This is a genomic window from Amycolatopsis sp. NPDC114478 (genome assembly GCF_055633805.1).
In genome coordinates, this window is record NZ_JBVKDO010000011.1 from 306,486 (window position 1) to 327,842 (window position 21,357).

18 protein-coding genes are annotated in these 21,357 nt (G+C 72.4%); 10 read left to right on the plus strand and 8 right to left on the minus strand.

Annotated elements, in window-relative coordinates; translation table 11 throughout:
- Positions 1-87: 87 nt before the first annotated feature.
- Positions 88-3,336: a BTAD domain-containing putative transcriptional regulator gene (locus tag ACZ7OH_RS29355; RefSeq protein ID WP_470283753.1), complete on the minus strand. Its 3,249-nt coding sequence runs from the start codon at positions 3,334-3,336 to the stop codon at positions 88-90.
- A 180-nt stretch (positions 3,337-3,516) separates the two neighbouring features.
- Between ACZ7OH_RS29355 and ACZ7OH_RS29360 the strand changes: the two genes are divergently transcribed.
- From ACZ7OH_RS29360 to ACZ7OH_RS29375, 4 genes are read left to right on the plus strand one after another with little or no spacing between them, the layout of a single operon-like run.
- Complete coding sequence (locus ACZ7OH_RS29360; RefSeq protein WP_400894845.1) at positions 3,517-3,774, plus strand: WXG100 family type VII secretion target; 258 nt, start codon at positions 3,517-3,519, stop codon at positions 3,772-3,774.
- Positions 3,771-4,043, plus strand: a complete 273-nt coding sequence (locus ACZ7OH_RS29365) for a WXG100 family type VII secretion target (RefSeq protein ID WP_091389211.1) — start codon at positions 3,771-3,773, stop codon at positions 4,041-4,043. Before ACZ7OH_RS29360 ends, ACZ7OH_RS29365 begins: the two co-directional genes overlap by 4 nt.
- A gap of 35 nt (positions 4,044-4,078) precedes the next feature.
- A complete protein-coding gene (locus ACZ7OH_RS29370; RefSeq protein ID WP_372663443.1) occupies positions 4,079-4,681 on the plus strand; it encodes a helix-turn-helix transcriptional regulator in 603 nt (200 codons plus the stop codon).
- A 48-nt stretch (positions 4,682-4,729) separates the two neighbouring features.
- The gene (locus tag ACZ7OH_RS29375; protein ID WP_470283754.1) at positions 4,730-6,193 is read left to right on the plus strand and encodes an amidase; all 1,464 of its coding nucleotides are present in this window, start codon (positions 4,730-4,732) and stop codon (positions 6,191-6,193) included.
- Positions 6,194-6,243: 50 nt separating this feature from the next.
- On the opposite strand, the gene ACZ7OH_RS29380 is transcribed toward ACZ7OH_RS29375, so the two are convergent.
- The 4 genes from ACZ7OH_RS29380 to ACZ7OH_RS29395 all read right to left on the minus strand — a co-directional run bounded on the left by ACZ7OH_RS29380 (position 6,244) and on the right by ACZ7OH_RS29395 (position 12,145).
- Positions 6,244-7,395 carry a cell division protein DivIVA gene (locus ACZ7OH_RS29380; RefSeq protein WP_470283755.1) on the minus strand — a complete coding sequence of 384 codons (1,152 nt, stop codon included), beginning with the start codon at positions 7,393-7,395 and terminating at the stop codon, positions 6,244-6,246.
- Between the two features lie 105 nt (positions 7,396-7,500).
- Positions 7,501-9,495 (minus strand): SDR family oxidoreductase, encoded by a 1,995-nt coding sequence (locus ACZ7OH_RS29385; RefSeq protein ID WP_470283756.1) that lies wholly within the window; start codon positions 9,493-9,495, stop codon positions 7,501-7,503.
- Between the two features lie 101 nt (positions 9,496-9,596).
- Positions 9,597-10,271, minus strand: a complete 675-nt coding sequence (locus ACZ7OH_RS29390; RefSeq protein ID WP_470283787.1) for a class F sortase — start codon at positions 10,269-10,271, stop codon at positions 9,597-9,599.
- Positions 10,272-10,699: 428 nt separating this feature from the next.
- On the minus strand, positions 10,700-12,145 hold the full coding sequence (locus ACZ7OH_RS29395) for a collagen binding domain-containing protein (protein ID WP_470283757.1): 1,446 nt from the start codon (positions 12,143-12,145) through the stop codon (positions 10,700-10,702).
- Positions 12,146-12,465: 320 nt separating this feature from the next.
- Here ACZ7OH_RS29395 and ACZ7OH_RS29400 point away from each other — a divergent pair, with 320 nt between their 5' ends.
- The 4 genes from ACZ7OH_RS29400 to ACZ7OH_RS29415 all read left to right on the plus strand — a co-directional run bounded on the left by ACZ7OH_RS29400 (position 12,466) and on the right by ACZ7OH_RS29415 (position 17,281).
- The gene (locus tag ACZ7OH_RS29400) at positions 12,466-13,299 is read left to right on the plus strand and encodes a Bax inhibitor-1/YccA family protein (protein WP_470283758.1); all 834 of its coding nucleotides are present in this window, start codon (positions 12,466-12,468) and stop codon (positions 13,297-13,299) included.
- A 157-nt stretch (positions 13,300-13,456) separates the two neighbouring features.
- Positions 13,457-14,245: an LppU/SCO3897 family protein gene (locus tag ACZ7OH_RS29405; RefSeq protein ID WP_470283759.1), complete on the plus strand. Its 789-nt coding sequence runs from the start codon at positions 13,457-13,459 to the stop codon at positions 14,243-14,245.
- 171 nt (positions 14,246-14,416) lie between these two features.
- On the plus strand, positions 14,417-15,685 hold the full coding sequence (locus tag ACZ7OH_RS29410) for a YeeE/YedE family protein (RefSeq protein WP_470283760.1): 1,269 nt from the start codon (positions 14,417-14,419) through the stop codon (positions 15,683-15,685).
- A gap of 66 nt (positions 15,686-15,751) precedes the next feature.
- Positions 15,752-17,281 (plus strand): DHA2 family efflux MFS transporter permease subunit, encoded by a 1,530-nt coding sequence (locus ACZ7OH_RS29415; RefSeq protein ID WP_470283761.1) that lies wholly within the window; start codon positions 15,752-15,754, stop codon positions 17,279-17,281.
- 55 nt (positions 17,282-17,336) lie between these two features.
- Here the strand turns inward: ACZ7OH_RS29415 and ACZ7OH_RS29420 are convergent, their stop codons facing one another.
- The 3 genes from ACZ7OH_RS29420 to ACZ7OH_RS29430 are packed head-to-tail and all read right to left on the minus strand — an operon-like array spanning position 17,337 to position 19,292.
- A complete protein-coding gene (locus ACZ7OH_RS29420) occupies positions 17,337-18,557 on the minus strand; it encodes an acetyl-CoA C-acetyltransferase (protein ID WP_470283762.1) in 1,221 nt (406 codons plus the stop codon).
- 38 nt (positions 18,558-18,595) lie between these two features.
- On the minus strand, positions 18,596-18,991 hold the full coding sequence (locus ACZ7OH_RS29425; protein WP_470283789.1) for a hypothetical protein: 396 nt from the start codon (positions 18,989-18,991) through the stop codon (positions 18,596-18,598).
- Positions 18,945-19,292, minus strand: a complete 348-nt coding sequence (locus tag ACZ7OH_RS29430) for a hypothetical protein (protein ID WP_470283790.1) — start codon at positions 19,290-19,292, stop codon at positions 18,945-18,947. The genes ACZ7OH_RS29425 and ACZ7OH_RS29430 overlap by 47 nt, the downstream gene beginning before the upstream one ends.
- 25 nt (positions 19,293-19,317) lie before the next feature.
- On the opposite strand from ACZ7OH_RS29430, the gene ACZ7OH_RS29435 reads away from it, so the two are divergent.
- Together ACZ7OH_RS29435 and ACZ7OH_RS29440 are read left to right on the plus strand one after the other, a co-directional pair.
- The gene (locus ACZ7OH_RS29435) at positions 19,318-19,611 is read left to right on the plus strand and encodes a pentapeptide repeat-containing protein (RefSeq protein ID WP_470283788.1); all 294 of its coding nucleotides are present in this window, start codon (positions 19,318-19,320) and stop codon (positions 19,609-19,611) included.
- 340 nt (positions 19,612-19,951) lie between these two features.
- Entirely contained in the window at positions 19,952-21,322 is a 1,371-nt protein-coding gene (locus tag ACZ7OH_RS29440; protein WP_470283763.1) for a cystathionine beta-synthase, read from the plus strand.
- Positions 21,323-21,357 lie beyond the last annotated feature (35 nt).

Sequence of the window (21,357 nt, forward strand, 5' to 3'; positions counted from 1 at the left end):
GATCGCTCGCCGGCGACCGCGCGGCGCCTGGCTGCCGTGGCAGGGCTGTGGAGGAGCGACCTTCGGCCAGAGTCGGAGCTGGGAGGCTTACTCGCCGGCGACCGCGCGGGACCGCACCGCGCCCGCCCGCCGGATCCCGAACGGCTGCATCCGGCTCTCCGCGCGCCGGACGTCCCACACCGCGCCCATCCCCGTGTACGCCGTCAACGCCGTCCGGAATGCCGCCCGCGCGTCGTCGAGGCGGCCCGACTCCGCCAGGAGGATCGCCGCGTCCTCGGTCGCCTTCGCCTGCTTCAGCAGCCGGCCCGCCGCGCGGTAGTGCGAAACCGCCGTCAGCACCGGTTCCGGGTCGCCGGTCATCAGCCCGTGGCAGTGCGCGGCCGCCGCCGCGTGGGCCGGCGGGACCTCGCCCTCCCCGGACAGCAGACGCACCGCCTCCTGCGCGCGGTCCGGCACGCCCAGCCGCAGCGCCAGCCGGACCACGTCCGGCAGCCACTGGTGGCGCGCGGCCGGCGGGTAGTTCTCCTCCAGCAGCGGCAACAACGCCGCCAGTGCCGCCTCGGGCCGGCCGTCCTGCTCGGCCAGCAGCGCGCGGGCCGCGAGCAGGAAGTCGCCGCCGTCGGGCTCGAGCCCCGGCGGCCACTGCCGCCGGCCCGCCGCGTCGAGGTGCGTCCGGGCCACCGCCGGCTCGCCGCGGTGCCCGGCGATCAGCGCGCCGACGCCGTGCACCAGCAGCGCCGAACCGGGGCTGCGCAGGACGTACGACGCCGTCTCCGCGCCGTCGCGGATCACCGCGTCCAGCTCTTCGAGGGCCTCGGGCCAGCGGCCCAGCCAGTAGTAGTGGACCGCGCCGGCCAGGTGCATCTCGCCCGGCACCGCGCGGGTCGCGGCGATCCGCCGGGCCGCCTGCAGGGGTTCCGCGGCTTCGTCGAGGCTGTCGAGCGTCGGCACGGACAGCGCCGCGTCGTCCAGCGGGTGCAATCCGGCGGGCGCCAGGACCGTCTCGTCGCCGAGCCGCTCCAGCGTCGCCAGCAGCGACTCGTGCCGCCCGCGCCACATCTCCGGGACGTCGGCGTCGTCGAGGGTCCGCTTCAGCTCGGCCGTCGCTTCGGCGAAGTCACCGCGGCGGTAGTAGACGTACGCGAGGATCCAGCGCATTTCCGCCGCGCGCCGGCTGTCGGACGTCCGCGCGACGACCGAGCGAGCTTCGGCCTCGGGCTCCCGGCCGAGCCAGAACAGCAGCCGCGCGAGCGTCGCGGTCAGCGTCTCGCGCGCGTCCGGCGGCAGCGCGCCCTGCGTGACGGCGTGGCGCAGCAGGTCGACGGCGACGCGCGGGGTCTCGGTGGCGACCGCGCCGATGTTGTCCAGCAGCCAGGTCGTCACCCATGGGTCGACCTGCGCGGGCGCCGCGGCGAGCTGCTCGGCGACGCGGGCGGCGGGAGCGCGCGCGGCCGCGAACGCCTCGGCCAGCTGCCGGTGCAGGGCCACCCGCATCGCCGCGGGCGTCTTTTCGTAGAGCACGCGGCGCAGCAACGGGTGCCGGAACGCCAGCCGGTCGCCCGACTCGACGAGCACCCCGGACGTGATCGCCTCGTCGACCGCGCCGACCAGCGCCGTCGGCGGCCGTTCGGTGGCAACGGCGATGTCCGACAGCGAGAACTCGCGGCCCAGCAGCGCGGCCCAGCGCAGCGTGTCCCGGGTGCCGCTGGAGAGGAAGCTCAGGTACAGCGTGATCCGCGACCCCAGCGGCGCCGGGATGGTCTGGCACGAGTTGCCGTCCAGGTGCGCGTGGACGCCGTCGAGCACGATCATCGACTGCGCCAGCAGCGTCTCGACGATTTCCTTGGTGTAGCGCGGGTTCCCCGACCCGTAGGACACCAGCGTCCGCAGCCCCGGCCCGGGTGGTGCGCCGACCAGCTCGGTGGCCAGTTCGGTGGTCTCGGTTTCGGCCAGGGGCGCCAGCGCGACAACGGTCGTGACATCGTTGTCGAGCTCGGCTCGCAGCTCGTCGAGCGCGGCCGGCTTCGGTACCGGCCGGCACGCGCCCACCAGCAGCAACGGCAGCTCCCGCGTCTCCCGGCTGAGGTACCGCCAGACGCGCAGGGTGGTGTCGTCGGCCCAGTGCAGGTCGTCGACGACGAGCACCAGCGGCGCCTCCGCGCACAGCTCGCGGACCAGCCCGAGCAGGCTGTCGACGGGGTCCTCGCCCGACCGCTCGCCGAGCCGGGCGGCCAGGTTCGCGCGGCGCTCGTCGGTGGCCCGCGGGTGCACGCCCAGGGCGTCCAGCAGCGGCCGCAGCGCGAACCGCTGGTCCAGCGCGTCCGCCGCGGCGAACGCGGGCTTGAGGTCGTGCGCCATGGCGACCAGCTCGGCCAGCAGCGCCGTCCGGCCGCTGCCGGGTTCGCCTTCCAGCCACAGCGAATGCCCGGTGCCCGCGGCGACGTCGGCGACGGCTTCGCGCAGCCGGGCCAGCTCCGCCGTCCGGCCGACGAAGACGTCGGCGCGTTCGGGCGTCGCCGTGACCGGCGAGCGCGGCACTCGCACCGGCGGCGGCGGTTTCGGCGCCGGCTGGTCCCGCAGCTCGTCGTGCAGCCGCCGCAGCGCCGGACCCGGTTCGGTGCCGGAGGACTCGACGAGCCGGTCGCGGACGTCGGTGTAGACGGCGATCGCCTCGGTCCGCCGGTCGGACCGGGCCAGCGCGCGCATGAGCAGGCCGCGCAGCGTTTCGCGGAACGGGTGCTCGCGGGTCAGCGCGGTCAGCTCGGCGATGAGCTCGGCGTGCCCGCCCGACTCCAGGACGATCTCCGCGCGCCGCTCGATCGTCGCCAGCCGGACCTCGGCCAGCCGCGCGCGCTGGGCGGCGGCGAACGGCCCGGGCAGCCCCGAGAGCGGGACGCCGTGCCAGAGGTCGAGGGCCTCGTCGAGGATTTCGCGCGCTCCGCGCGAGTCACCGGCCGACTGCTTGCGCTGGGCCAGTTCCCGCAGGGCTTCGAAGCGGTGGACGTCGATCGCGCCGGCGTCCAGGCGCAGCGAATAGCCGGACCCGATCGACGCGAGCAGCTGCGGGCCTTCGCCCTTGGCACGGCCGGGTTCGAGCGCGCGCCGCAGCCCGGAGACGTAGGTGTAGATGGAACCCTGGGCGCTCTGCGGCGGCGCCTCGCCCCAGACGGCGTCGATCAGCTCCTCGCGCGAGACCGTGCGGTTCGGGTTCATCGCCAGTACCGCGAGAACCGTCCGACGGTGCGCGGAGCCGAGGTCGAGCTCCGTTTCGCCCTGCCACGCCTTGACCGGGCCGAGCATTTGGAGTCTCGGTGCGGCGCCGTCCGCAGCCGACATCGGTCTCCCTTCGTGCGCTGACGAACCGTCACGCGCCGGATGCCTGACGTGAGCATACGCGGCCGTCGTGAACCGGCAGGCAAGGATGGCGGACATTCGGGCAACGGCGCACGGGCGGGGTTCCGCCGGGCCGCGGCGTGCGCGACGCTCGGGGGCGCCGAGACCTCGAGGAGCCCGAAAATGGCCACAGCCGAGCCGACCGAGGACATGAAGCGGGCGGCCGCCCGCTTCGCCTACGCCGTCGACGCAGCCGGCTCCCACCTCCGTGACGTCGCCAGCGAAATGGCGCTGGTGCAGGCGTCCTGGCGCGGCGAGGCGTCGGTGCGGTTCGGCCAGGCGATGAGCGACTGGGAGCAGGAGTTCGACGTGATCCTCTCGCGGCTGGCGCGGCTGCTCGAGACGACCGGCGGCCGGGTGCCGCTGCCCCGGCGGCCATGAGCCGGCCCGAGCTGGACGTCCGGTTCGCCGACCTGGTGCTCGACCGGATGGGCGCGATCACCGGTGAGCTGGGCGACCTGCTCGCCGAGCTGGAGTCCACTGTGGAGCCGGAGCTGGCCGGCTGGACCGGCGAGGCGCGCGAGGAGTACCTGCGCGCGAAGCGCGAGTGGGGGCGTGCGGCCGAGCGGATGCCGGGGTGCCTGGAACGGGCGCGCGAGGCGTTCGGCGAGCTGGCGGGCTCCGTCTTCACGCGCGTGAAGACGGAATAGGGACGGCGTGAAGACGGGCCGTCCACACTGCGACCATGAAGCCCGTCGAAGTGACCGTCCTCGCCTCGGACCCGATCACGCACGCCGGCGCGGTGAGCCTCCTGGAAAGCCATCCGGACGTCCGGATCACCGACCTGGTGCCCGACGTGCTGCTGGTGATGGAGGAGCACGTCACCGAGGCCGTGCTGGGCGAGATCCGGGCCGCGAAGGCGTCGCACGTCGTGCTGGTCGTCGAGCACTTCCGCGAGAGCGACCTGATGTCGGTGCTGGAGAGCGGCGTCGTGGCGATCCTGCCGCGCCGCGAGACGGGCGGCGCCGAGCTGGTGACGGCGGTGCTCGCGGCGGGCGACGGCACCGCGAACCTGCCGCCGCGGCTGCAGGGGGCGCTGCTTTCGCAGGTCCAGCGGATGCGCAAGGACGTCCTGGAGCCGAACGGGCTCACGCTGTCCGGGCTCGCGGCCCGCGAGTGTGACGTGCTGCGGCTGGTCGCCGAGGGCTTCGGGACCGAAGAGATCGCGGCGAAGCTGTGCTACTCCGAGCGGACCGTGAAGAACGTCCTCTACGGCTTGATGACGCGGTGCGGCCTCAACAACCGCGCCCACGCCGTCGCTTACGCATTGCGAGCGGGCGCTATCTGAGACGTTTTCTTAGCCACTGTCACCTTTCCGTGGGCTAGGGTCGCGATCATGGTGTCGACCGCCGCCGAGATCGCGGCTTCCGTGCGGGCCGGGCAGCTCGACCCGGTCCAGGTGACCAAGGAGGCCCTCGACCGGATCGCGGCCGCGGACGGCGTGGTCGGCGCCTTCCGCCGGGTGCGCTCGGCCGAGGCGCTCGAGGAGGCCGCGGCGGTGGCCGCGCGGCCCGATCTGGCGTCGTTGCCGCTGGCCGGGGTGCCCGTCGCGGTCAAGGACGTCACGGAGATCGCGGGCGAGTACGCGTCGCACGGTTCGCTGGCCGGGCCGACTTCGCCCTTCGACGCGGACGGCGTGGTCGCGGCCCGGCTGCGCGCGGCGGGCGCGGTGCTCGTCGGGCTGACGCGGGTGCCGGAGCTGTGCGTCTGGCCGATGAGCGACACCCCGGACGGCATCGCCCGCAACCCCTGGGATCCGACGTACGCCTCGGGCGGTTCGTCGGGCGGCAGCGCGGCGGCGGTGGCGGCGGGCCTGGTCCCGCTGGCCCACGGCACGGACGGCATGGGTTCCGTCCGGCTCCCGGCGGCGATGTGCGGGCTGGTCGGCCTGAAGCCGGGCGCGGGCGAGCTGTCGGAGGGCGGCTGGTTCGGCATGTCGGTCCACGGCCCGCTGGCGACGACGGTCGCGGACGCGGCGCTGCTGTACTCGGTGCTCGCCGGCGATCCTTCGCTGGCGTCGGTGCCTTCGCCGGCGGCCGTGCGCATCGGGATGTCGACGACGGTGCCGCTGCTGCGCACGCCGGTGCCCCGCGAGCTGGTGGCGGCGGTGTCGACGGCGGCGGGTCTGCTGGCCTCGGCGGGGCACGCGGTGTCGCCGGCCGCGCCCCGCTACCCGGCGACGATGGTCCTGGGCATGACGGTGCCGCTGCTGCGCACGCCGGTGCCCCGCGAGCTGGTGGCGGCGGTGTCGACGGCGGCGGGTCTGCTGGCCTCGGCGGGGCACGCGGTGTCACCGGCCGCGCCCCGCTACCCGGCGACGATGGTCCTGGGCATGACGGCCCGCTGGCTGGCGGGCCCGGCCGTCCAGGCGGCGGACTTCGACTTCGCGCGGTTCCAGCGCCGGACGCGGATGCACGTCCGGGTCGGCCGGCTGCTGTCCCGAGCGGGCCTGATCCGCTCGAGCACGCGTGACCGGTGGGTCGCGCGGGCCGAGGAGTTCTTCGCTTCGCACGACGTCCTGATGACGCCGACGCTGTCGCATTGGCCGGTGAAAGCGGGTCGCTGGCACGAGCGTCGCTGGTTGACGAACGTGCTGCCGTCGACGCGCTTGGCGGGGTTCACGGGGCAGTGGAACTTCGCGGGCTACCCGGCGATCACGGTCCCGGTGGGCCGGTCGGCGCGGTCGGGGCTGCCGACGTCGGTCCAGCTGGTGGGGCGGCCGGGTGAGGAGTCGTTGCTGCTGGGCTTGGCGGCTCAGCTGGAGGCCGCGAACCCGTGGCCTCGCACCGCCCGCTCCTGACACGACGAAGGCCGCCTCGAACGCTCGAGGCGGCCTTCAGCGTCAAATGCTCAGGAACCCGGCTTGCTCGCCGTCGGGGACAGCGGCTTGGCGCCGTTCCCGTTGCCGTTCGCCGGCTTGGTCGCCGGGCCGTTCGAGTTGCCCGGCTTCGCCGCCTGGGCGACCGGCTTCGGCGCCGGCTTCGCGGCCACCGGCTTCGCCGGGATCGACGGCTGGACCACCGGCACCACCGGGGCCGACGGCGTCGTCGCCGAATCGTCCGCCGAGTCGCCGCCCACCAGCTTCGACGCCTGCGGGATCACCGCCTCTTCGGGAAGCGTCGCCAGCTGCGTCTCGCTGCGGTTGAGGATGTCCTCCGCCGCCGCGAGGCTCTTGCGGGCCTGCTCGCGGATCTCCGCCAGGCGCTCGACCTTGCGGTTGGCCGCCGTCGTGCGCTGGGCCGCCTGGGTCGTCGCCTCGTCGAGACGGCGGCGGGCCTCCGCCGTGGCCTCGTCGAGCCGACGCTTGGCCTCCGCCGTCGCCTCCGCGAGCCGGCGCTCGGCCTGGTTCTTGCTCGCCGTGCGCTGGTCCGCGACGTGCTTCTCCAGCGCCGCCTTCTGGGCCGCCTGGGACGCCTCGAACTCGCGCTCGAGCTTCCGCCGCTTCCGCTCCGCCTCGTTGTCCAGCAGCTCGCGCCGCTGGGCCGCCTCGACGGTCAGCCGCTGCACCTCCGCGCGCGTCTCGGCGAGCGCGTTCTCGTGCTCCGAGTGCAGCAGGTCGGCCTGCTTGTCCAGCTCCGCGACCAGCTTCGTGTACCGCTCACGCAGCTTCGTCGACGCCTCGGTCGAGCCCGCCCACGTCTTCTCCGCGGCGGCCTCGGCGCGCTTGATGATCTCGTCCGCGCGGGCCTGCGCGAGCGTGACCGTGCGCTGCATCCGCTCGTCGAGGTCCTCGAGCCGCTCCGGCGGCTTCTTCAGCTCCTCGATGCGCGCCTCCAGCGACGCCACCTTCGACCGGGCCGACTCGGCGTCGCGCGCGGCGGCGGCGGCCTGCGCGGCGGCGGCGTCGCGTTCGCTGAGCACGCGGCGCAGCTGGGCCTCGACGTGGTCGAGGTACTGGCGGACTTCGTTGCGGTCGAAGCCGTGCCAAGCCTGTGTGTACTCGCGGCGGAGGGGGAGGAGGCCGTTGAGGGCGGTTGCGGCGGGGTCGCGCTCAGGAACCATGCGCCCGACCGTACCCGGGGACCGTCCGCTTCCGCCGTCCGGCTTAACGAATCACCAACACGTGTCGCCGTGTCGCCGGAACGGCCTCACCCTCGAAACGCTCAGTTACCAGTGGAAGCCCCGCGAAAGCCGGGCCAGCGCCATCGCCGCGCGCGAGAGGTGTTTCTCGCCACGCCCGATCTTCAGCTCGCCCGAACCGCCCGCCGCGGTCGAATCCGGGAAGATCCGGAAACCCTGGTACGCGACGGCGTCGGTGAGGCCCGGCGTGAGCGTGTAGGCCAGCCCGATCGCCTGCCCGGCCGGCGTGCCGATGTGCTTCGGCCGCTCGACCAGCGCCTTCAGCACCATGTCCGCGGCCTGCTCCGGCGACTTCGTCGGGAACGCATCGTAGATCTTCGTCGGGCGGATCATCGGCGTCCGCACGAGCGGCATGTGAATGGTGGTGAACGTGATCCCGTCGCCGTGCGTCTCGGTCGCGGCGATCCGCGAGAAGTAGTCCAGCGCCGCCTTCGACGCCGCGTACGCCGAGAAGCGCGGCGCGATGCCCTGGACGCCGATCGACGAAACGTTCACGATGTGCCCGAACTTCCGCTCCGACATGTGCGGCAGCACCGCGAGGATCAGCCGGACCGCGCCGAAGTAGTTGATCGCCATCGCGCGCTCGTAGTCGTGCATCCGGTCGTAGGACAGCTTGATCGACCGGCGGATCGACCGGCCGGCGTTGTTGACCAGCATGTCGATCCGGCCGTGCTCGGCCAGCATCGCGTCGACGGCCTTGTGCACCGAGTCCTCGTCGGTCAGGTCGGCCGGGTAGACCGACGCCGTGCCGCCGGCCGCGACGATCTCGTCGCGCACCTCTTCGAGCTCGTGCTGACGGCGCGCGACCAGCAGCGGGACCCCGCCCGCGGCCGCGACCTTCAACGCCGTCGCCCGCCCGATGCCCGAGGACGCGCCGGTGATGATCACGCGGCGGCCGTCCAGCTCGCCGCGCGGGCCGTGCTTGCGCGCGCGGAACGGGTCGAGGTGCTCGCGCCAGTAGCGCCACAGCGTCGGCGCGTAGTCCTCCAGCCGGGGGACCTCCACGTTGCCGGCCAGCGCCTTGCGGGTCTCGGCCGAGGAGAACACCGACGGGAACGCCATCGTCTCCAGCAGCACCGGCGGGATGCCGAACCGCTCGAGCACGGCGTCGCGGGCGATGGTGACGCCGGGGATGTGCTCGGTCAGCTTGACCAGCCCGACGATCCGCTTCGAGAGGCCGGCGCCGAGCTGCGCGGTGATCGTCGGCGCGCCGGCGGCCTTCGCGAAGGCGTTGTAGACCGAGACGACCGGCTGCGGCTCGGGGTTGACCAGGTGGAACGCGTGGCCGTCGAGCCCGGGCTTGACGACCAGCTCCAGCAGCGCCTTGGCGACGTAGTCGACCGGCACGATGTTGGTGTCGCCGAGGTCCGGCCCGACGAGCGGCAGCACGTCCGGCAGCCCGGCCAGCCGGTTGATCGCCGGGAAGAGGTAGTACGGGCCGTCGATCTTGTCCATTTCGCCGGTCTCGGAGTGCCCGACGACGACGGCGGGCCGGTACACCCGCCAGGGCACCCGGTCCTGCTCGCGGACGATCTTCTCGGCCTCGAACTTCGTCCGGTGGTACGGCGTGACGAGCCGCTGCCCGGCGTCGAACATCTCCTCGGTGAAAACGCCTTCGTGGTCGCCCGCGACGGCCACCGAGGACACGTGGTGCAGGCAGCCGGCGCGCAGGTCGGCGGCCAGGTCGACGACCGCGCGCGTGCCGTCCACATTGGCCTTGATGCTTTCCTCGTCGTCCGCGGTGAGGTCGTAGAGCGCGGCCAGGTGGACGACGTGGTCGACGCTGCCGCGCAGCTCCTCGCGGTCCGCTTCGGACACGCCGAGCAGCGGCTCGCCGAGGTCGCCGGTCACGAGCGTGACGCGGTCGGAGTGCGGCCACTGGTCGACGAGCGCGGCCAGCTTGGCCTTGCTCGACGCGCGGACCAGCAGCGCGACGCGGTCGTCGTCGGGACGGGAGAGCAGCAGCCGGGTGAACTGGCGCCCGATCAGTCCGGTCGCCCCGGTCACCAAGAACGTCGCCATCGTCTTCACACCTCTCACCGCTTCGCCCTGACCCTGGGCATTCTGCTGCATGGCGACGTCACTGACCACCGTGCCGAAACGTGATGTTACCCACGAGTAACTTATTCGGGGTCCGCGACGACGACGCGGTTCTCCTCGTAGCCGTCCGCGCCGCCGACCCAGCGGCCGCCGCACGTCACCAGCACCACGCGGTGCGGGCCGGACTGGCCGAACAGGTCGTCGGCGCGGGCGGGCAGGTCGTCCTTGTGCACCGTGACCAGCTGGGAGACGCGGAAGCGCCAGGTCTTGCCCGCACTGTCCACAATGGTCACTTCGCCGCCGATCCGCGCGGACCACAGCTCGGCGAACGGCCCGGTGGCACCCCGCCAGTTGACGTGCCCGGCGAAGACGCTCGCCCCACCGGCGGCGCCCAGTTCGGCGCCCCACCAGGTCGCTTGGCCGAGGTCGGCGGGGATGGGGAGTTCGCCGCCGGGGCCGAGGTCCTTGCGGACCAGGGATGCGGTGCCGCCGGCGGGCAGCCGGACGGTGCCGGGCTGCTGCGGGGGAGGTGGAGTGGAGGTCTGCGCGGCCGGGGCCGCGGGAGCGGCGCTGGTGGTCGCGGGTGCGGCCGCGGGCGGCGGCGGTGCGGGCGTGGCCGGACGGGCCGCCGGCCCAGCGGCCCCGGCGGCGGGAAGTGCGGTCCCGGCGACGACAGCCATGGGCGGCGAGGTGACCACGGTGCCGCCGAACTGGATCGCGAGCACGGTGGCCGCGCCGAGTGCGAAGCCGGCGAGCAGCCGCCCACGCTTCGGTTTCCGGGGTGCCCATTCCCCGCCGGGATCCGACTCGCCCCAGCCGGCCCAGGTGTCATCCGCGGACCAGCCGGGGGTCGCCGCGGCCTGTCCGGCGGTGCGCTCGGTCGCGCGGCTGGCGGATTGGTCGCGTGCCGCCCATGTCGGGTCTGCCCATCCGGGGTTCGCGGCGGCTTGGCCGGCGGTGCTGTCGGTTGTCCGGCTGCCCCCGTGGTCGCTCGCGGCCCGAGCCGGGTCGGCTCCGGCCCAGCCGCCGTTGCCGGCCGTGCCCGAGACCGTTGCGGCCCGGCCGTCGCCGCCGGTCGGCGGGGCCGGGCTCGGCTCGAACCAGCTGCTCGGGGCCGCGCTGGGCCGGTACAGGGTCCCGTCGTCGTCCGCCGACCAGCCCTCGGCGTTGGTGCGTGCCATCTCGCTTACCTGCGCGTGGCCCGCCGCGCGGCGAGGGCGACCAGCCCGGCGCCCACCAGCACCAGCAGGCCGAGCCCGGCCAGCCCCGGCGCGGAGTAGCTCGTCTCGACCGCGCCCCGCGCCTGGACCGACGGCGCGCCACCCGCCGGGATCGCGCGCGGGACCTCGTTCGGCTTGTTCACCACCGTCAACGCCAGCGTCTCGCCCGGCTTCACCGTGCCGCACGCCGACGGCGGGTTCTTCGGGTCGTACGCGTTCGTGTAACCCGGCGGCGGGCCGGCCTCCACGACGCAGATCTCCTGCGGCGCGCGCAAACCGTCGACCGTCACGCCACCCGTCGCCCCGTCCGTCGTGACGACCACCGGCTTGCCGTCGGCGCCGGTGAGCGGCTTGCCGTCCTGGCCGAGCGCGGCCGTCGCCTTGTCCTTGCCCGTGATCCGCAGGACCGCGCCGCCGACGCCCTTGCCCGTGTTCGCGTCCGTCTTCGTCACCTGGACCTTGCCCGGCTTCGCGACGCTGACCACGCCCTGCGCCGTCAGCTCCTTCTCACCGCCGGTCGAGACGACGCGCTGCTTCCCGGTGTCGACCGGCACCCGCACGTACGGCCGGTCGGCCGGCGCGGCCAGCGACGCCACCAGCTTCGGCTGCTCGCCGGTCGGGGTCAGCTTCACCTTCACGGTCCCGTCCGCGCCCGTGTCGAGCGTGACGTCCTTCGCGGCGCCCTGCGGGCTCGCGTTCCCCGCGGCCGGTTCGCCGCCCAGGGTCGCGGCCGACGCCACCAGCTTCACCGCCACGCCGGGAACGCCCTTGCCCTTGGCGTTCTTCACCGTGACCGTCCACTCGCCGGCCTCGCCGGGGTACTGCGGGTCCTTCGGCGTGGTCACCGACGCCGTCCACGGGCCGCGGTTGGCCACGGCTTCGGCCGTCAGCGCATCGACGGCGGCTTGGGCGCTCGCCGGCAGCTTCCCCAGGTGGTACGGCGCGTCGTAGCCGAGCTTCGCGGCGGGCAGCGACGGGTCGAGGTCGGCGGGGGTGCGCGGCGCCGACGTCCAGGAGTGGAGCAGGTGCGCCAGCGCGGCGGCCTCGTCCGGCTTCTTCGTGTCGCCGTAGCGCAGCAGCAGGTACGAGATGTTCGCCGCCTGCTCGGCCGGGAGCTTCGTGCCCCACTTCGTCAGCAGCTCGTCGCCGGGTTTGTAGACCTCGTCGGTGTCCGGTGCCTTGAGCTGGAAGCTGACGCAGAACACCTGCTGCCCGCCGACGATGTAGGACCCCAGCCAGTTCCGGGAACCGGTGCCGTCCTGGCCGGGCTGGACCGCGTAGCCGATGCCCTCCTGCTTCGCGGCGTAGGCCGCCGGGGCCGCGACGGTCACGGAGAGCGCGCCCAGCAGGGCCGCGGCGACCAGGCCGGTGAGTGCGCGGACGCCCGCGCGGGGACGTGTCGACCACCTCATGGTGTGCAGGCTCCTTCGTCGGACGCGGTTGCCGGGCAGCCGCGTCTCCGCAGGTCACGTGATTGATCAAGTCCCCGACGCGCGCACGGTGAGCATCCGGGCACGCCAGGTGAGGGTCACTCGGAAGGGGCGGGGGTGTCTACCGCTCTTCGGGTGGCTGTCGCCGAACGGTCGTGATCTCCGTCGCATACGGTGTCCACCGAGGCCAGAGGCCGTCCGTCGATTAAAGTCGTCTTTACTCGACGGGAACCGCTCGCTCCCGGCGGTCGTTGAACCCGATGCAGCGTCGATCCACGAAGCAGCAGATCCAGGAGGATCAGGTGCGTTCCAGTAGCAACCCGGCGTTCCGCAACCTGCCGCACGGCGGAACGCAGACTTACGGCCAGTACGGCCCCCCGGTGGGCTTCAACCAGCCCCAGGGCGGCGTGCCCGGGTACGGCCCGGGACAGACCCGCTCCGGTGAGGGCGACCGCCCGATGACGGTCGACGACGTCGTCGTCAAGACCGGCATGAGCCTGGGTGTCGCGCTGCTCGCCGGCATCGTCACCGGCATCTGGGCCCAGAACCAGCTTGCCGAGACGGGCCGGCTGTCGGGCGCCCTGATCGGCGCCATGCTTGGCGGCCTCGTCGTCGGGCTCGTCATCTCCCTCGTGATCATCTTCCGGCAGAAGCCGAGCGGCCCGCTGACGCTGGTCTACTCGGCGGCCGAAGGGCTCTTCCTCGGCGCGCTCAGCGGCGTGTTCGAGGTCGTCTACCCGGGCATCGCGCTGCAGGCGATCATCGGCACCGCCGGTGTCTTCATCGGCATGCTGGTCGTCTACAAGACCGGCGCGGTCAAGGTGACGCCGAAGCTGACCAAGTGGATCGTCGGGGCCGTCGTCGGCGTCGCGATCCTGATGCTGTTCAACCTGATCAGCTCGCTGGTCTTCGGGTTCAACCCGCTGCGCGACGGCGGCCCGCTCGCCATCGTGTTCAGCATCGTCTGCATCGGCATCGCGGCGTTCAGCTTCCTGCTCGACTTCGACCAGGCCGACCGGATGATCCGCGAGGGCATGCCGTCGAAGTGGGCCTGGTACACCGCGTTCGGCCTGATGACGACGCTGGTGTGGCTGTACCTGGAGATCCTGCGGCTGCTGTCGTACCTCCGCGAGTAACTCTGGCTCACTGTCTCGCGATGAAGGCGCTCCGTAACCAACCGGGGCGCCTTCTTTGTGGGTAATTAGTGCATCCGGGGACCCCACTGCGGAACGCGCTCACCCTGCGTGTTGGATGTGCCGGTCGGTTCTTCATTTCACATGTGTGAGGTGCACAGTGAGCGTTCCCCCTCCGGCCCCCGGGGGCCAGCAGCCGGTGGGTCAGCCGGGTCCCTACGGGCCGCCGCCGGGCGGTCAGCCGGGCCAGTACGGCCAGCCGGGCCAGTTCGGCGCCGCGCCGGGCACCCCGCCGCAGGGCGGTCAGTACGGCCCGCCGCCGGGCACCCCGCCGCAGGGCGGCCAGTACGGCCCGCCGCCGGGGCAGTACCCGCCCGGGCAACCCGGCTTCCCGGGCGGCCAGTTCCCGCCCGCGCCGCCGGTGCCGAAGAAGTCGAAGACCGGCTCGATCATCAAGTTCTCCCTCATCGGCGTGGTCGTGATCGTCGCCGTCGTCATCGGGATCGTGTCGTTCAACAACTCGCCGGCCAGCTCCAACGTCGGTGACTGCCTGACGATCACCGAGTTCACGAGCGGTGGCGACGACCCCGTCAAGGCCGACTGCAACGACGTCAAGGCGAACGTGAAGATCGGCGCGAAGCTCGACAGCGCGAGCAACGCGTGCCCGGGTGGCGGGGAGTCCCCGTACGACACCTACTCGGTCACCGGCCGCAGCTCCTACAAGCTGTGCCTGATGGTCAACGCCAAGCAGGGCGACTGCCTGGCGAACCTCACCTCGAAGACGCAGGGCTACCAGAAGGTGCCGTGCACCGACCCGGGCGCCGAAGCCGAGGTCGTGAAGGTCGTGGAAGGCCAGGCCGACAAGAACGCGTGCGGCACCGAAGAAGGGATCATCCCGGTCGCGTACCCGGAGCCCGCGCGCACGATGTGCTTCAAGTCCAAGCGGTAGTCACCCAGTGCTTCCGAAGGCCCTCTCGCCCCGCCGGCGAGGGGGCCTTCTGCGCGTTCAGGGGTACCCGGATTGCTCCGTTCGTCCCACAGTGTGCGACGGGCTGCGACGAAACGATCACCGGACCTAACGTTGCTCGTCCTGCTCCGCCCACCCAAGCCTGGAGTACTGGTGGCGACGACCGAATCCCCTGCCGGCGAAAAGAAGTTCCTCGAGTTCCCCACCTCCTGCGCCGCGCCCGTCCCGCGGCCGGAGGAGCCCGTCCGCGTGGTCGCGCTGGCCGTCGCGGGTGTCCTCGCGGCCGGCCTGACCTGGTACGTCTGGGCGAGCCATGGCGCCAAGTTCGGCGTCCTGCTGCTGCTCGGCCTGGGCCTCGGGCTCGCGCTGTTCCACTCGCGGTTCGGCTTCACGTCGGCGTGGCGGCAGCTGATCGCCGTCGGCAACGGCCAGGGCCTGCGCGCCCACACGCTCCTGCTCGGCACCGCCGCGACGCTGATCGCGCTGATCGCGGGCACCGGCGCCGGCTTGTTCGGCAGCAAACCGGCGCCGACGGCCAGCCCGCTCGGGCTCGCCCTCTTCGTCGGCGCGACGCTGTTCGCGATCGGCATGCAGCTCGGCGGCGCGTGCGCGTCCGGCACGCTGTTCGCGGTCGGCTCGGGCCAGTCGGCGATCGTGCTGACGCTCGGCGGGTTCATCACCGGGTCCGTGCTCTACACGTGGGCGTACCCGCTGCTGAACGGCTGGCCCGCCTTCCCCGGCGTGCTGCTGGCCGACCACGTCGGCTGGTTCGGCTCGTGGGCGATCACGATCGCCGTGCTGGCGGGGATCGTGCTGGTCACCCGCGCGGTGCAGCGCCGCCGCACGCCGCCGCCGGTGGACGTCGTGCCGACCGCGCACGGCTTCGCGCGGGTCTTCCGCGGCTCGTGGCCGATCCTCGTCGGCGCCGTCGTGCTGGGCGTGCTGGCCGGCGCGGTGTTCCTGGTGTCCGGCGGGATCTGGGGCGTCACGAGCGCGTTCTCCTTGTGGGGCGCCAAGATCCTGCAGGTGTTCGGGCTGCGCCCGGAGTCCTGGGAGTTCTGGCGCCAGAAGTCGAACGCGGTGTCGCTGGCCGGCCCGATCTGGAAGGACAAGAACAGCCTGACCGACATCGGGATCATGATCGGCGCGGCGGTGGCCGCCGCGGCCGCGGGCGCGTGGAAGATCCACAGCTCCATCCCGTGGCGCACGGCGGTGGCCGCGATCCTCGGCGGCGTCCTGATGGGCGTCGGCGCGCGGATGGCGGGCGGCTGCAACATCGGCGCGTACCTCGGCGGGATCTCGACCGGCAGCCTGCACGGCTGGCTGTGGGGCGTCTTCGCGCTCGGCGGAACGTGGGTCGGGCTGAAGCTGCGGCCGCTGTTCGGGCTGGCCAACCCGGTGCCGACCGACAGCACCTGCTGAGGCGTTTTTGTCGGAGGCCCCCGGTAGGGTCGCGGACGAATCGACGAAACTGGGGGATTTCTCCTTATGGCTACGCAAAGAACCGGCTCGGCGCCGAACGGTGACGCGCTCGACGCCGGGGTGCTCAAGGTGGCGTCCGTGGTCGTCCTCGGCGCCATCATGGCGATCCTGGACACCACGGTCGTCAACGTCGCGCTGCAGAAGCTGACGATCGAGTTCTCGACGTCGTTCGACGTCATCCAGTGGGTCGCCACCGGCTACCTGCTGGCGCTCGCGACCGTCATCCCGGTCACCGGCTGGGCGTCCGACCGCTTCGGCACCAAGCGGCTCTACATGCTCGCGATCGTGCTGTTCCTCGCGGGCTCGATGCTCGCGGGCGCGGCGTGGAACATCGAAACGCTGATCACCTTCCGCGTCCTGCAGGGCTTCGGCGGCGGCATGCTGATGCCGTGCGGCATGACGATCCTGACCCGCACGGCAGGCCCGCAGCGGCTCGGCCGGGTGATGGCGGTGCTGGGCGTGCCGATGCTGCTCGGCCCGATCGGCGGCCCGATCCTCGGCGGCTGGCTGGTCGACGCGGTGAGCTGGCGCTGGATCTTCTTCATCAACGTCCCGATCGGCGTCGTCACGCTGCTGCTGGCGTGGCGGCTGCTGCCGAAGGACGAGCCCGAGGCGGCTTCGCGCTTCGACTTCCTGGGCATGCTGATGGTGTCGCCGGGGCTGGCGGCGCTGATCTTCGGCGTCTCGAAGATCCCGTCGGCGGGCGGGGTCGGCGCGGTCGAGGTGTGGCTGCCGGCGCTGGCCGGGCTGGCGCTGCTGGTGGCGTTCGTGCTGCGCGCGCTGCGCGTGCCGAACCCGCTGGTGGACCTGCGGCTGTTCAAGAACCGGTCGTTCACGGTGGCGATGGTGACGATGTCGCTGTTCTTCGTCGCGTTCCTCGGCGGGATGATGCTGCTGCCGACCTACTTCCTGCTGGTGCGCGGCGAAACGACGCTGCACGCGGGCCTGCTGCTGGCCCCGCAGGGCATCGGCGCGATGATCACGATGCCGGTCACCGGCCGGCTCGCGGACAAGGTGGGGGCGCGCAAGATCGTGCTGCCGGGCATGGTGCTGATCATCGGTGCGATGGCGGTGCTGACCCAGGTCACGGCGACGACGCCGTACTGGACGCTGCTGTCGGCGCTGTTCGTGATGGGCCTGGGCATGGGCTGCACGATGATGCCGATCACGACGTCGGCGCTGCAGACGCTGCAGCCGAAGGACATGGCCCGCGCCTCGACGGCGACGAACATCGTCCAGCAGACGGCGGGAGCGATCGGCTCGGCGGTGATGGCGACGATCCTGGCGGCGCTGCTGGCGGGCAAGTTCGGCGTCCCGACGGCCCAGGGCCAGCTGGCGGCCACGGCGGCGATCCTGAACCCGCAGTCGCACGCGGCGGCAACGGGGCTGGCGGCGGAAGCGTTCTCGACGACGTTCGTGTGGTCGCTGGTACTGGTGGTGCTGTGCGTGATCCCGGCGCTGTTCCTGCCGAAGACGAAGCCGGCGGTGGCCCCCTCGGAAGGCGACGAGGTCACGCCCCCGGCGATGGTCCACTGACGCCGAAGGCCACCTCGAGTCGCGTCGAGGTGGCCTTCGGGCCGGTTTCAGCAGGTCAGGAAAGGCGCTCGATGATCATCGCCATGCCCTGGCCGCCGCCCACGCACATCGTTTCCAGGCCGAACTGCTTGTCGTGGTGCTGCAGGGAGTTGATCAGCGTCGACGTGATGCGCGCGCCCGTCATGCCGAACGGGTGGCCCACCGCGATCGCGCCGCCGTTGACGTTCAGACGGTCCAGCTCGATGCCCAGGTCGCGGTACGACGGGATCACCTGCGCGGCGAACGCCTCGTTGATCTCCACCAGGTCGATGTCGCCGATCGACAGGCCCGCCCGCGACAGCGCCTGCTTCGACGCCTCCACCGGCCCGTAGCCCATGATCTCCGGCGACAGCCCCGTCACGCCCGTCGACACGATCCGCGCCAGCGGCGTCAGGCCCAGCTCGCGCGCCTTCGTGTCGGACATGACGACCAGCGCCGCCGCGCCGTCGTTGAGCGCGCAGCAGTTGCCCGCCGTCACGCGGCCGTCCGGGCGGAACACCGGCTTCAGGCCCGAAACGCCTTCGATCGTGACACCCGCGCGCGGCCCGTCGTCCTTCGAGACGACCGTGCCGTCCGGGAGCGTCACCGGGGTGATGTCCTTGGCCCAGAAGCCGTCCGCGATGGCCTTCTCGGCCAGGTTCTGCGAGCGGACGCCGAACTCGTCCATGTCCTCGCGCGTGACGCCCTTCAGCCGCGCCAGGTTCTCCGCGGTCTGGCCCATCGCGATGTAGACGTCGGGAACGTCCCCGGACGTGCGCGGGTCGGTCCAGCTGTCGGTGCCCGACTCGGCCGTCGCGGCGGTGCGCTTCTCCGCGTCGGCGAACAGCGGGTTGTGCGTGTCCGGCCACGAGTCCGAGCTGCCCTTGGCGAACCGCGAGACGGTCTCGACGCCGGCCGAGATGAAGACGTCGCCCTCGCCGGCCTTGATCGCGTGGAACGCCATCCGGGTGGTCTGCAAGCTGGACGAGCAGTACCGCGTGATGGTGCAGCCGGGCAGGTGGTCGTAGCCGAGCTCGACGGCGACCGCGCGGCCCATGTTGAACCCGGACTCGCCACCGGGCAGACCGCAGCCCAGCATCAGGTCGTCGATGTCGGCGGGGTCGAGCTCCGGCACTTTGGCCAGCGCGGCCTGGACCATCTGCACGGTCAGGTCGTCGGGCCGCATGCCGACCAGCGAGCCCTTCCCGGCACGGCCGATCGGCGAACGAGCGGTGGAGACGATGACGGCTTCAGGCATGACGTGACACATCCTCGTATCGCGAGCTAAGCGGTTGCTCACCAGTGTGCCGTGAACCACGCCGCGGGCAAAGCCGAACGCGACCAACGCAACAACGGGCTGGCAGGATCACCCGGGTGGGGACCGAGACGCGGGTGCTGCGGACGAGGACGATCCTGCTGTGGGGGGCCGGGCTGCTGGTGGTCGCCGCGCTCGCGGCCACCCTGCTGCTCACCCTGCTGGGCGGCGGCCGCCCGGAGGACTCCGCCCGTCTCGACGCCCTCAAGACCGCCGCCAACATCGTCGTCGGCACCGGGGGCGCCGCCGCGCTGCTGCTCGCCGCCCGGCGGCAGCGCTCGGCCGAGCTCGACCTCGCGCAGAAGGACCACGACGCCACCGAACGGCGGATCACCGAGATCTATCGAGCTGGCCGCCGACCAGCTCGGCAGCGACAAGGCGCCGGTCCGCCTCGCCGGGCTGTACTCGCTCGAACGGCTCGCCGGCGGGCACCCCGAGCACCGGCAGACCATCGTCAACGTCCTCTGCGCCTACCTGCGGATGCCGTTCGACAAGCCCGGCGAAAACCTCGAGGAGCTGCAGGTCCGCAAGACCGCGCAGCGCATCCTCATGCTGCACCTGCGTCCCGGCAAGCCCGAGCAGCCCAGCGGCGACTTCTGGCCGGACATCGACCTCGACTTCTCCGGGGCGCGGCTGGGTCGGGCTGAACTTCACGCACTGCGCGATCCGGTCGATCACCTGCTACGACGCGACGTTCTCCGAGCTGACGTCCTTCCGCGGCAGCAGATTCCGCACCAAAGCCGACTTCAACAAGGCGACGTTCGAAAACCGCGTCGATTTCCGCGGTGCCGAATTCGGCGACGGGTGCGAGACGTTCAATGGCGCCGTTTTCGCAGGTCCGGCCGATTTCGGGACGAAGTCGACCGCCCGGCTCGCCGGTGCCGAAGCGGAACCGGGGTTTCCGCGCACCTGGCCGGACGGCTGGGAAGAACGCGACGGCCCGGGGAGGTCACAATTGACTCGAAAGGACGAACCGGGGCAACCGGCGCGCCGATAGAATCGTCGCACCAATAGCAGGGTCGCCGTTTCCGACACGGGAGGTGAACTGGCGATGATGACCGGACGGGCCGCCTACTGGGCGTCCTCGACCCTTCGGACGGGGTGCCGCGCGATCGGCGCCGGGTGGAACCTCCGGGACGGGATGACGGCTCAGCGTGCAGCGGCCCTCGGGCCGGTACCGGCGTGGACGAGCGGCTTGGTGGCCGCCGGCGGTCCTCTCCGGGCGGCTCGACCTCGCTGACGCGACCCGGCATCGCCGACGCGCACCCGGAGACCGCCCGGACCCCGCCGGCGCACGAGTGGACAACGCCACCGGTGCGCCGTTTAGGCTGGCGGTCGTGGAGTACGCAGAGCACATCGCAGACCTCGTGGGCAACACCCCGCTGGTCAAGCTGAACTCGTTGACCAAGGGGCTCAAGCCGCTCGTGCTGGCCAAGGTCGAGTACCTGAACCCGGGTGGCTCGGTCAAGGACCGCATCGCGCTGCGCATGATCGAAGCCGCGGAGCGCTCCGGCGAGCTGCGCCCGGGCGGCACGATCGTGGAACCGACGTCCGGCAACACCGGCGTCGGCCTGGCCATGGTCGCGCAGCGCAAGGGCTACCAGTGCGTGTTCGTCTGCCCGGACAAGGTCAGCGAAGACAAGCGCAACGTGCTCAAGGCGTACGGCGCCCGCGTCGTGGTGTGCCCGACCGCGGTCGCGCCCGAGCACCCGGACTCCTACTACAACGTCTCCGACCGCCTGGTCCGCGAGATCGACGGCGCCTGGAAGCCCAACCAGTACGCCAACCCGCAGAACCCGGAGAGCCACTACCTCTCGACCGGCCCCGAGCTGTGGACGCAGACCGAAGGCAAGATCACGCACTTCGTCGCGGGCGTCGGCACCGGCGGCACGATCTCCGGCACCGGCAAGTACCTCAAGGAGGTCAGCGACGGCCGCGTGCAGGTGATCGGCGCGGACCCGGAGGGCTCGGTCTACTCCGGCGGCAGCGGGCGGCCGTACCTGGTCGAAGGCGTCGGCGAGGACTTCTGGCCGGACACCTACGACCGCAACATCGCCGACCGGATCATCCCGGTCTCCGACGCCGACTCGTTCCAGGTCACCCGGCGCCTCGCGCTCGAGGAGGGCCTGCTGGTCGGCGGCTCCTGCGGGATGGCCGTCGCCGCCGCGCTGAAGCTCGCCGAAGGGCTCACCGAGGACGACGTCGTGGTCGTGCTGCTGCCCGACGGCGGCCGCGGCTACATGACGAAGGTCTTCAACGACACCTGGATGTCCTCCTACGGCTTCCTGCCGCCCGACTCCTCCGGCGCGACGGTCGCCGACGTGCTCACCAAGAAGAGCGGGCACCTGCCGGCCCTGGTGCACTCGCACCCGAACGAGACCGTCGCCGAGGCCATCGCGATCCTGGCGGAGTTCGACGTCAGCCAGATGCCCGTCGTCAGCGCGGAGCCGCCGGTGATGGCCGCCGAGGTCGTCGGCGCGGTCAACGAGCGCGACCTGCTCGACGCGCTGTTCACCGGCAAGGCGCAGCTGGCCGACCGGCTCGAGCGGCACATGTCCCCGCCGCTGCCGACGATCGGCGGCGGTGAGCAGGTCGGGGCCGCGATGACGGCGCTCGAGGGCGCCGACGGGGCGCTCGTCCTGATCGACGGCAAGCCCGCCGGCGTCGTCACCCGCCACGACCTCCTGGGCTTCCTGGCCGGGCGCTGAACAGCAGCTGGAAAGGGTCTTAATCGGTGAACCCG

Coding starts and splice junctions, on each gene's coding strand:
- ACZ7OH_RS29355 (WP_470283753.1), bottom strand. CDS start 3,336: ATGTCGGCTGCGGACGGCGCCGCACCGAGACTCCAAATGCTCGGCCCG.
- ACZ7OH_RS29360 (WP_400894845.1), top strand. CDS start 3,517: ATGGCCACAGCCGAGCCGACCGAGGACATGAAGCGGGCGGCCGCCCGC.
- ACZ7OH_RS29365 (WP_091389211.1), top strand. CDS start 3,771: ATGAGCCGGCCCGAGCTGGACGTCCGGTTCGCCGACCTGGTGCTCGAC.
- ACZ7OH_RS29370 (WP_372663443.1), top strand. CDS start 4,079: ATGAAGCCCGTCGAAGTGACCGTCCTCGCCTCGGACCCGATCACGCAC.
- ACZ7OH_RS29375 (WP_470283754.1), top strand. CDS start 4,730: ATGGTGTCGACCGCCGCCGAGATCGCGGCTTCCGTGCGGGCCGGGCAG.
- ACZ7OH_RS29380 (WP_470283755.1), bottom strand. CDS start 7,395: ATGGTTCCTGAGCGCGACCCCGCCGCAACCGCCCTCAACGGCCTCCTC.
- ACZ7OH_RS29385 (WP_470283756.1), bottom strand. CDS start 9,495: ATGGCGACGTTCTTGGTGACCGGGGCGACCGGACTGATCGGGCGCCAG.
- ACZ7OH_RS29395 (WP_470283757.1), bottom strand. CDS start 12,145: ATGAGGTGGTCGACACGTCCCCGCGCGGGCGTCCGCGCACTCACCGGC.
- ACZ7OH_RS29415 (WP_470283761.1), top strand. CDS start 15,752: ATGGCTACGCAAAGAACCGGCTCGGCGCCGAACGGTGACGCGCTCGAC.
- ACZ7OH_RS29420 (WP_470283762.1), bottom strand. CDS start 18,557: ATGCCTGAAGCCGTCATCGTCTCCACCGCTCGTTCGCCGATCGGCCGT.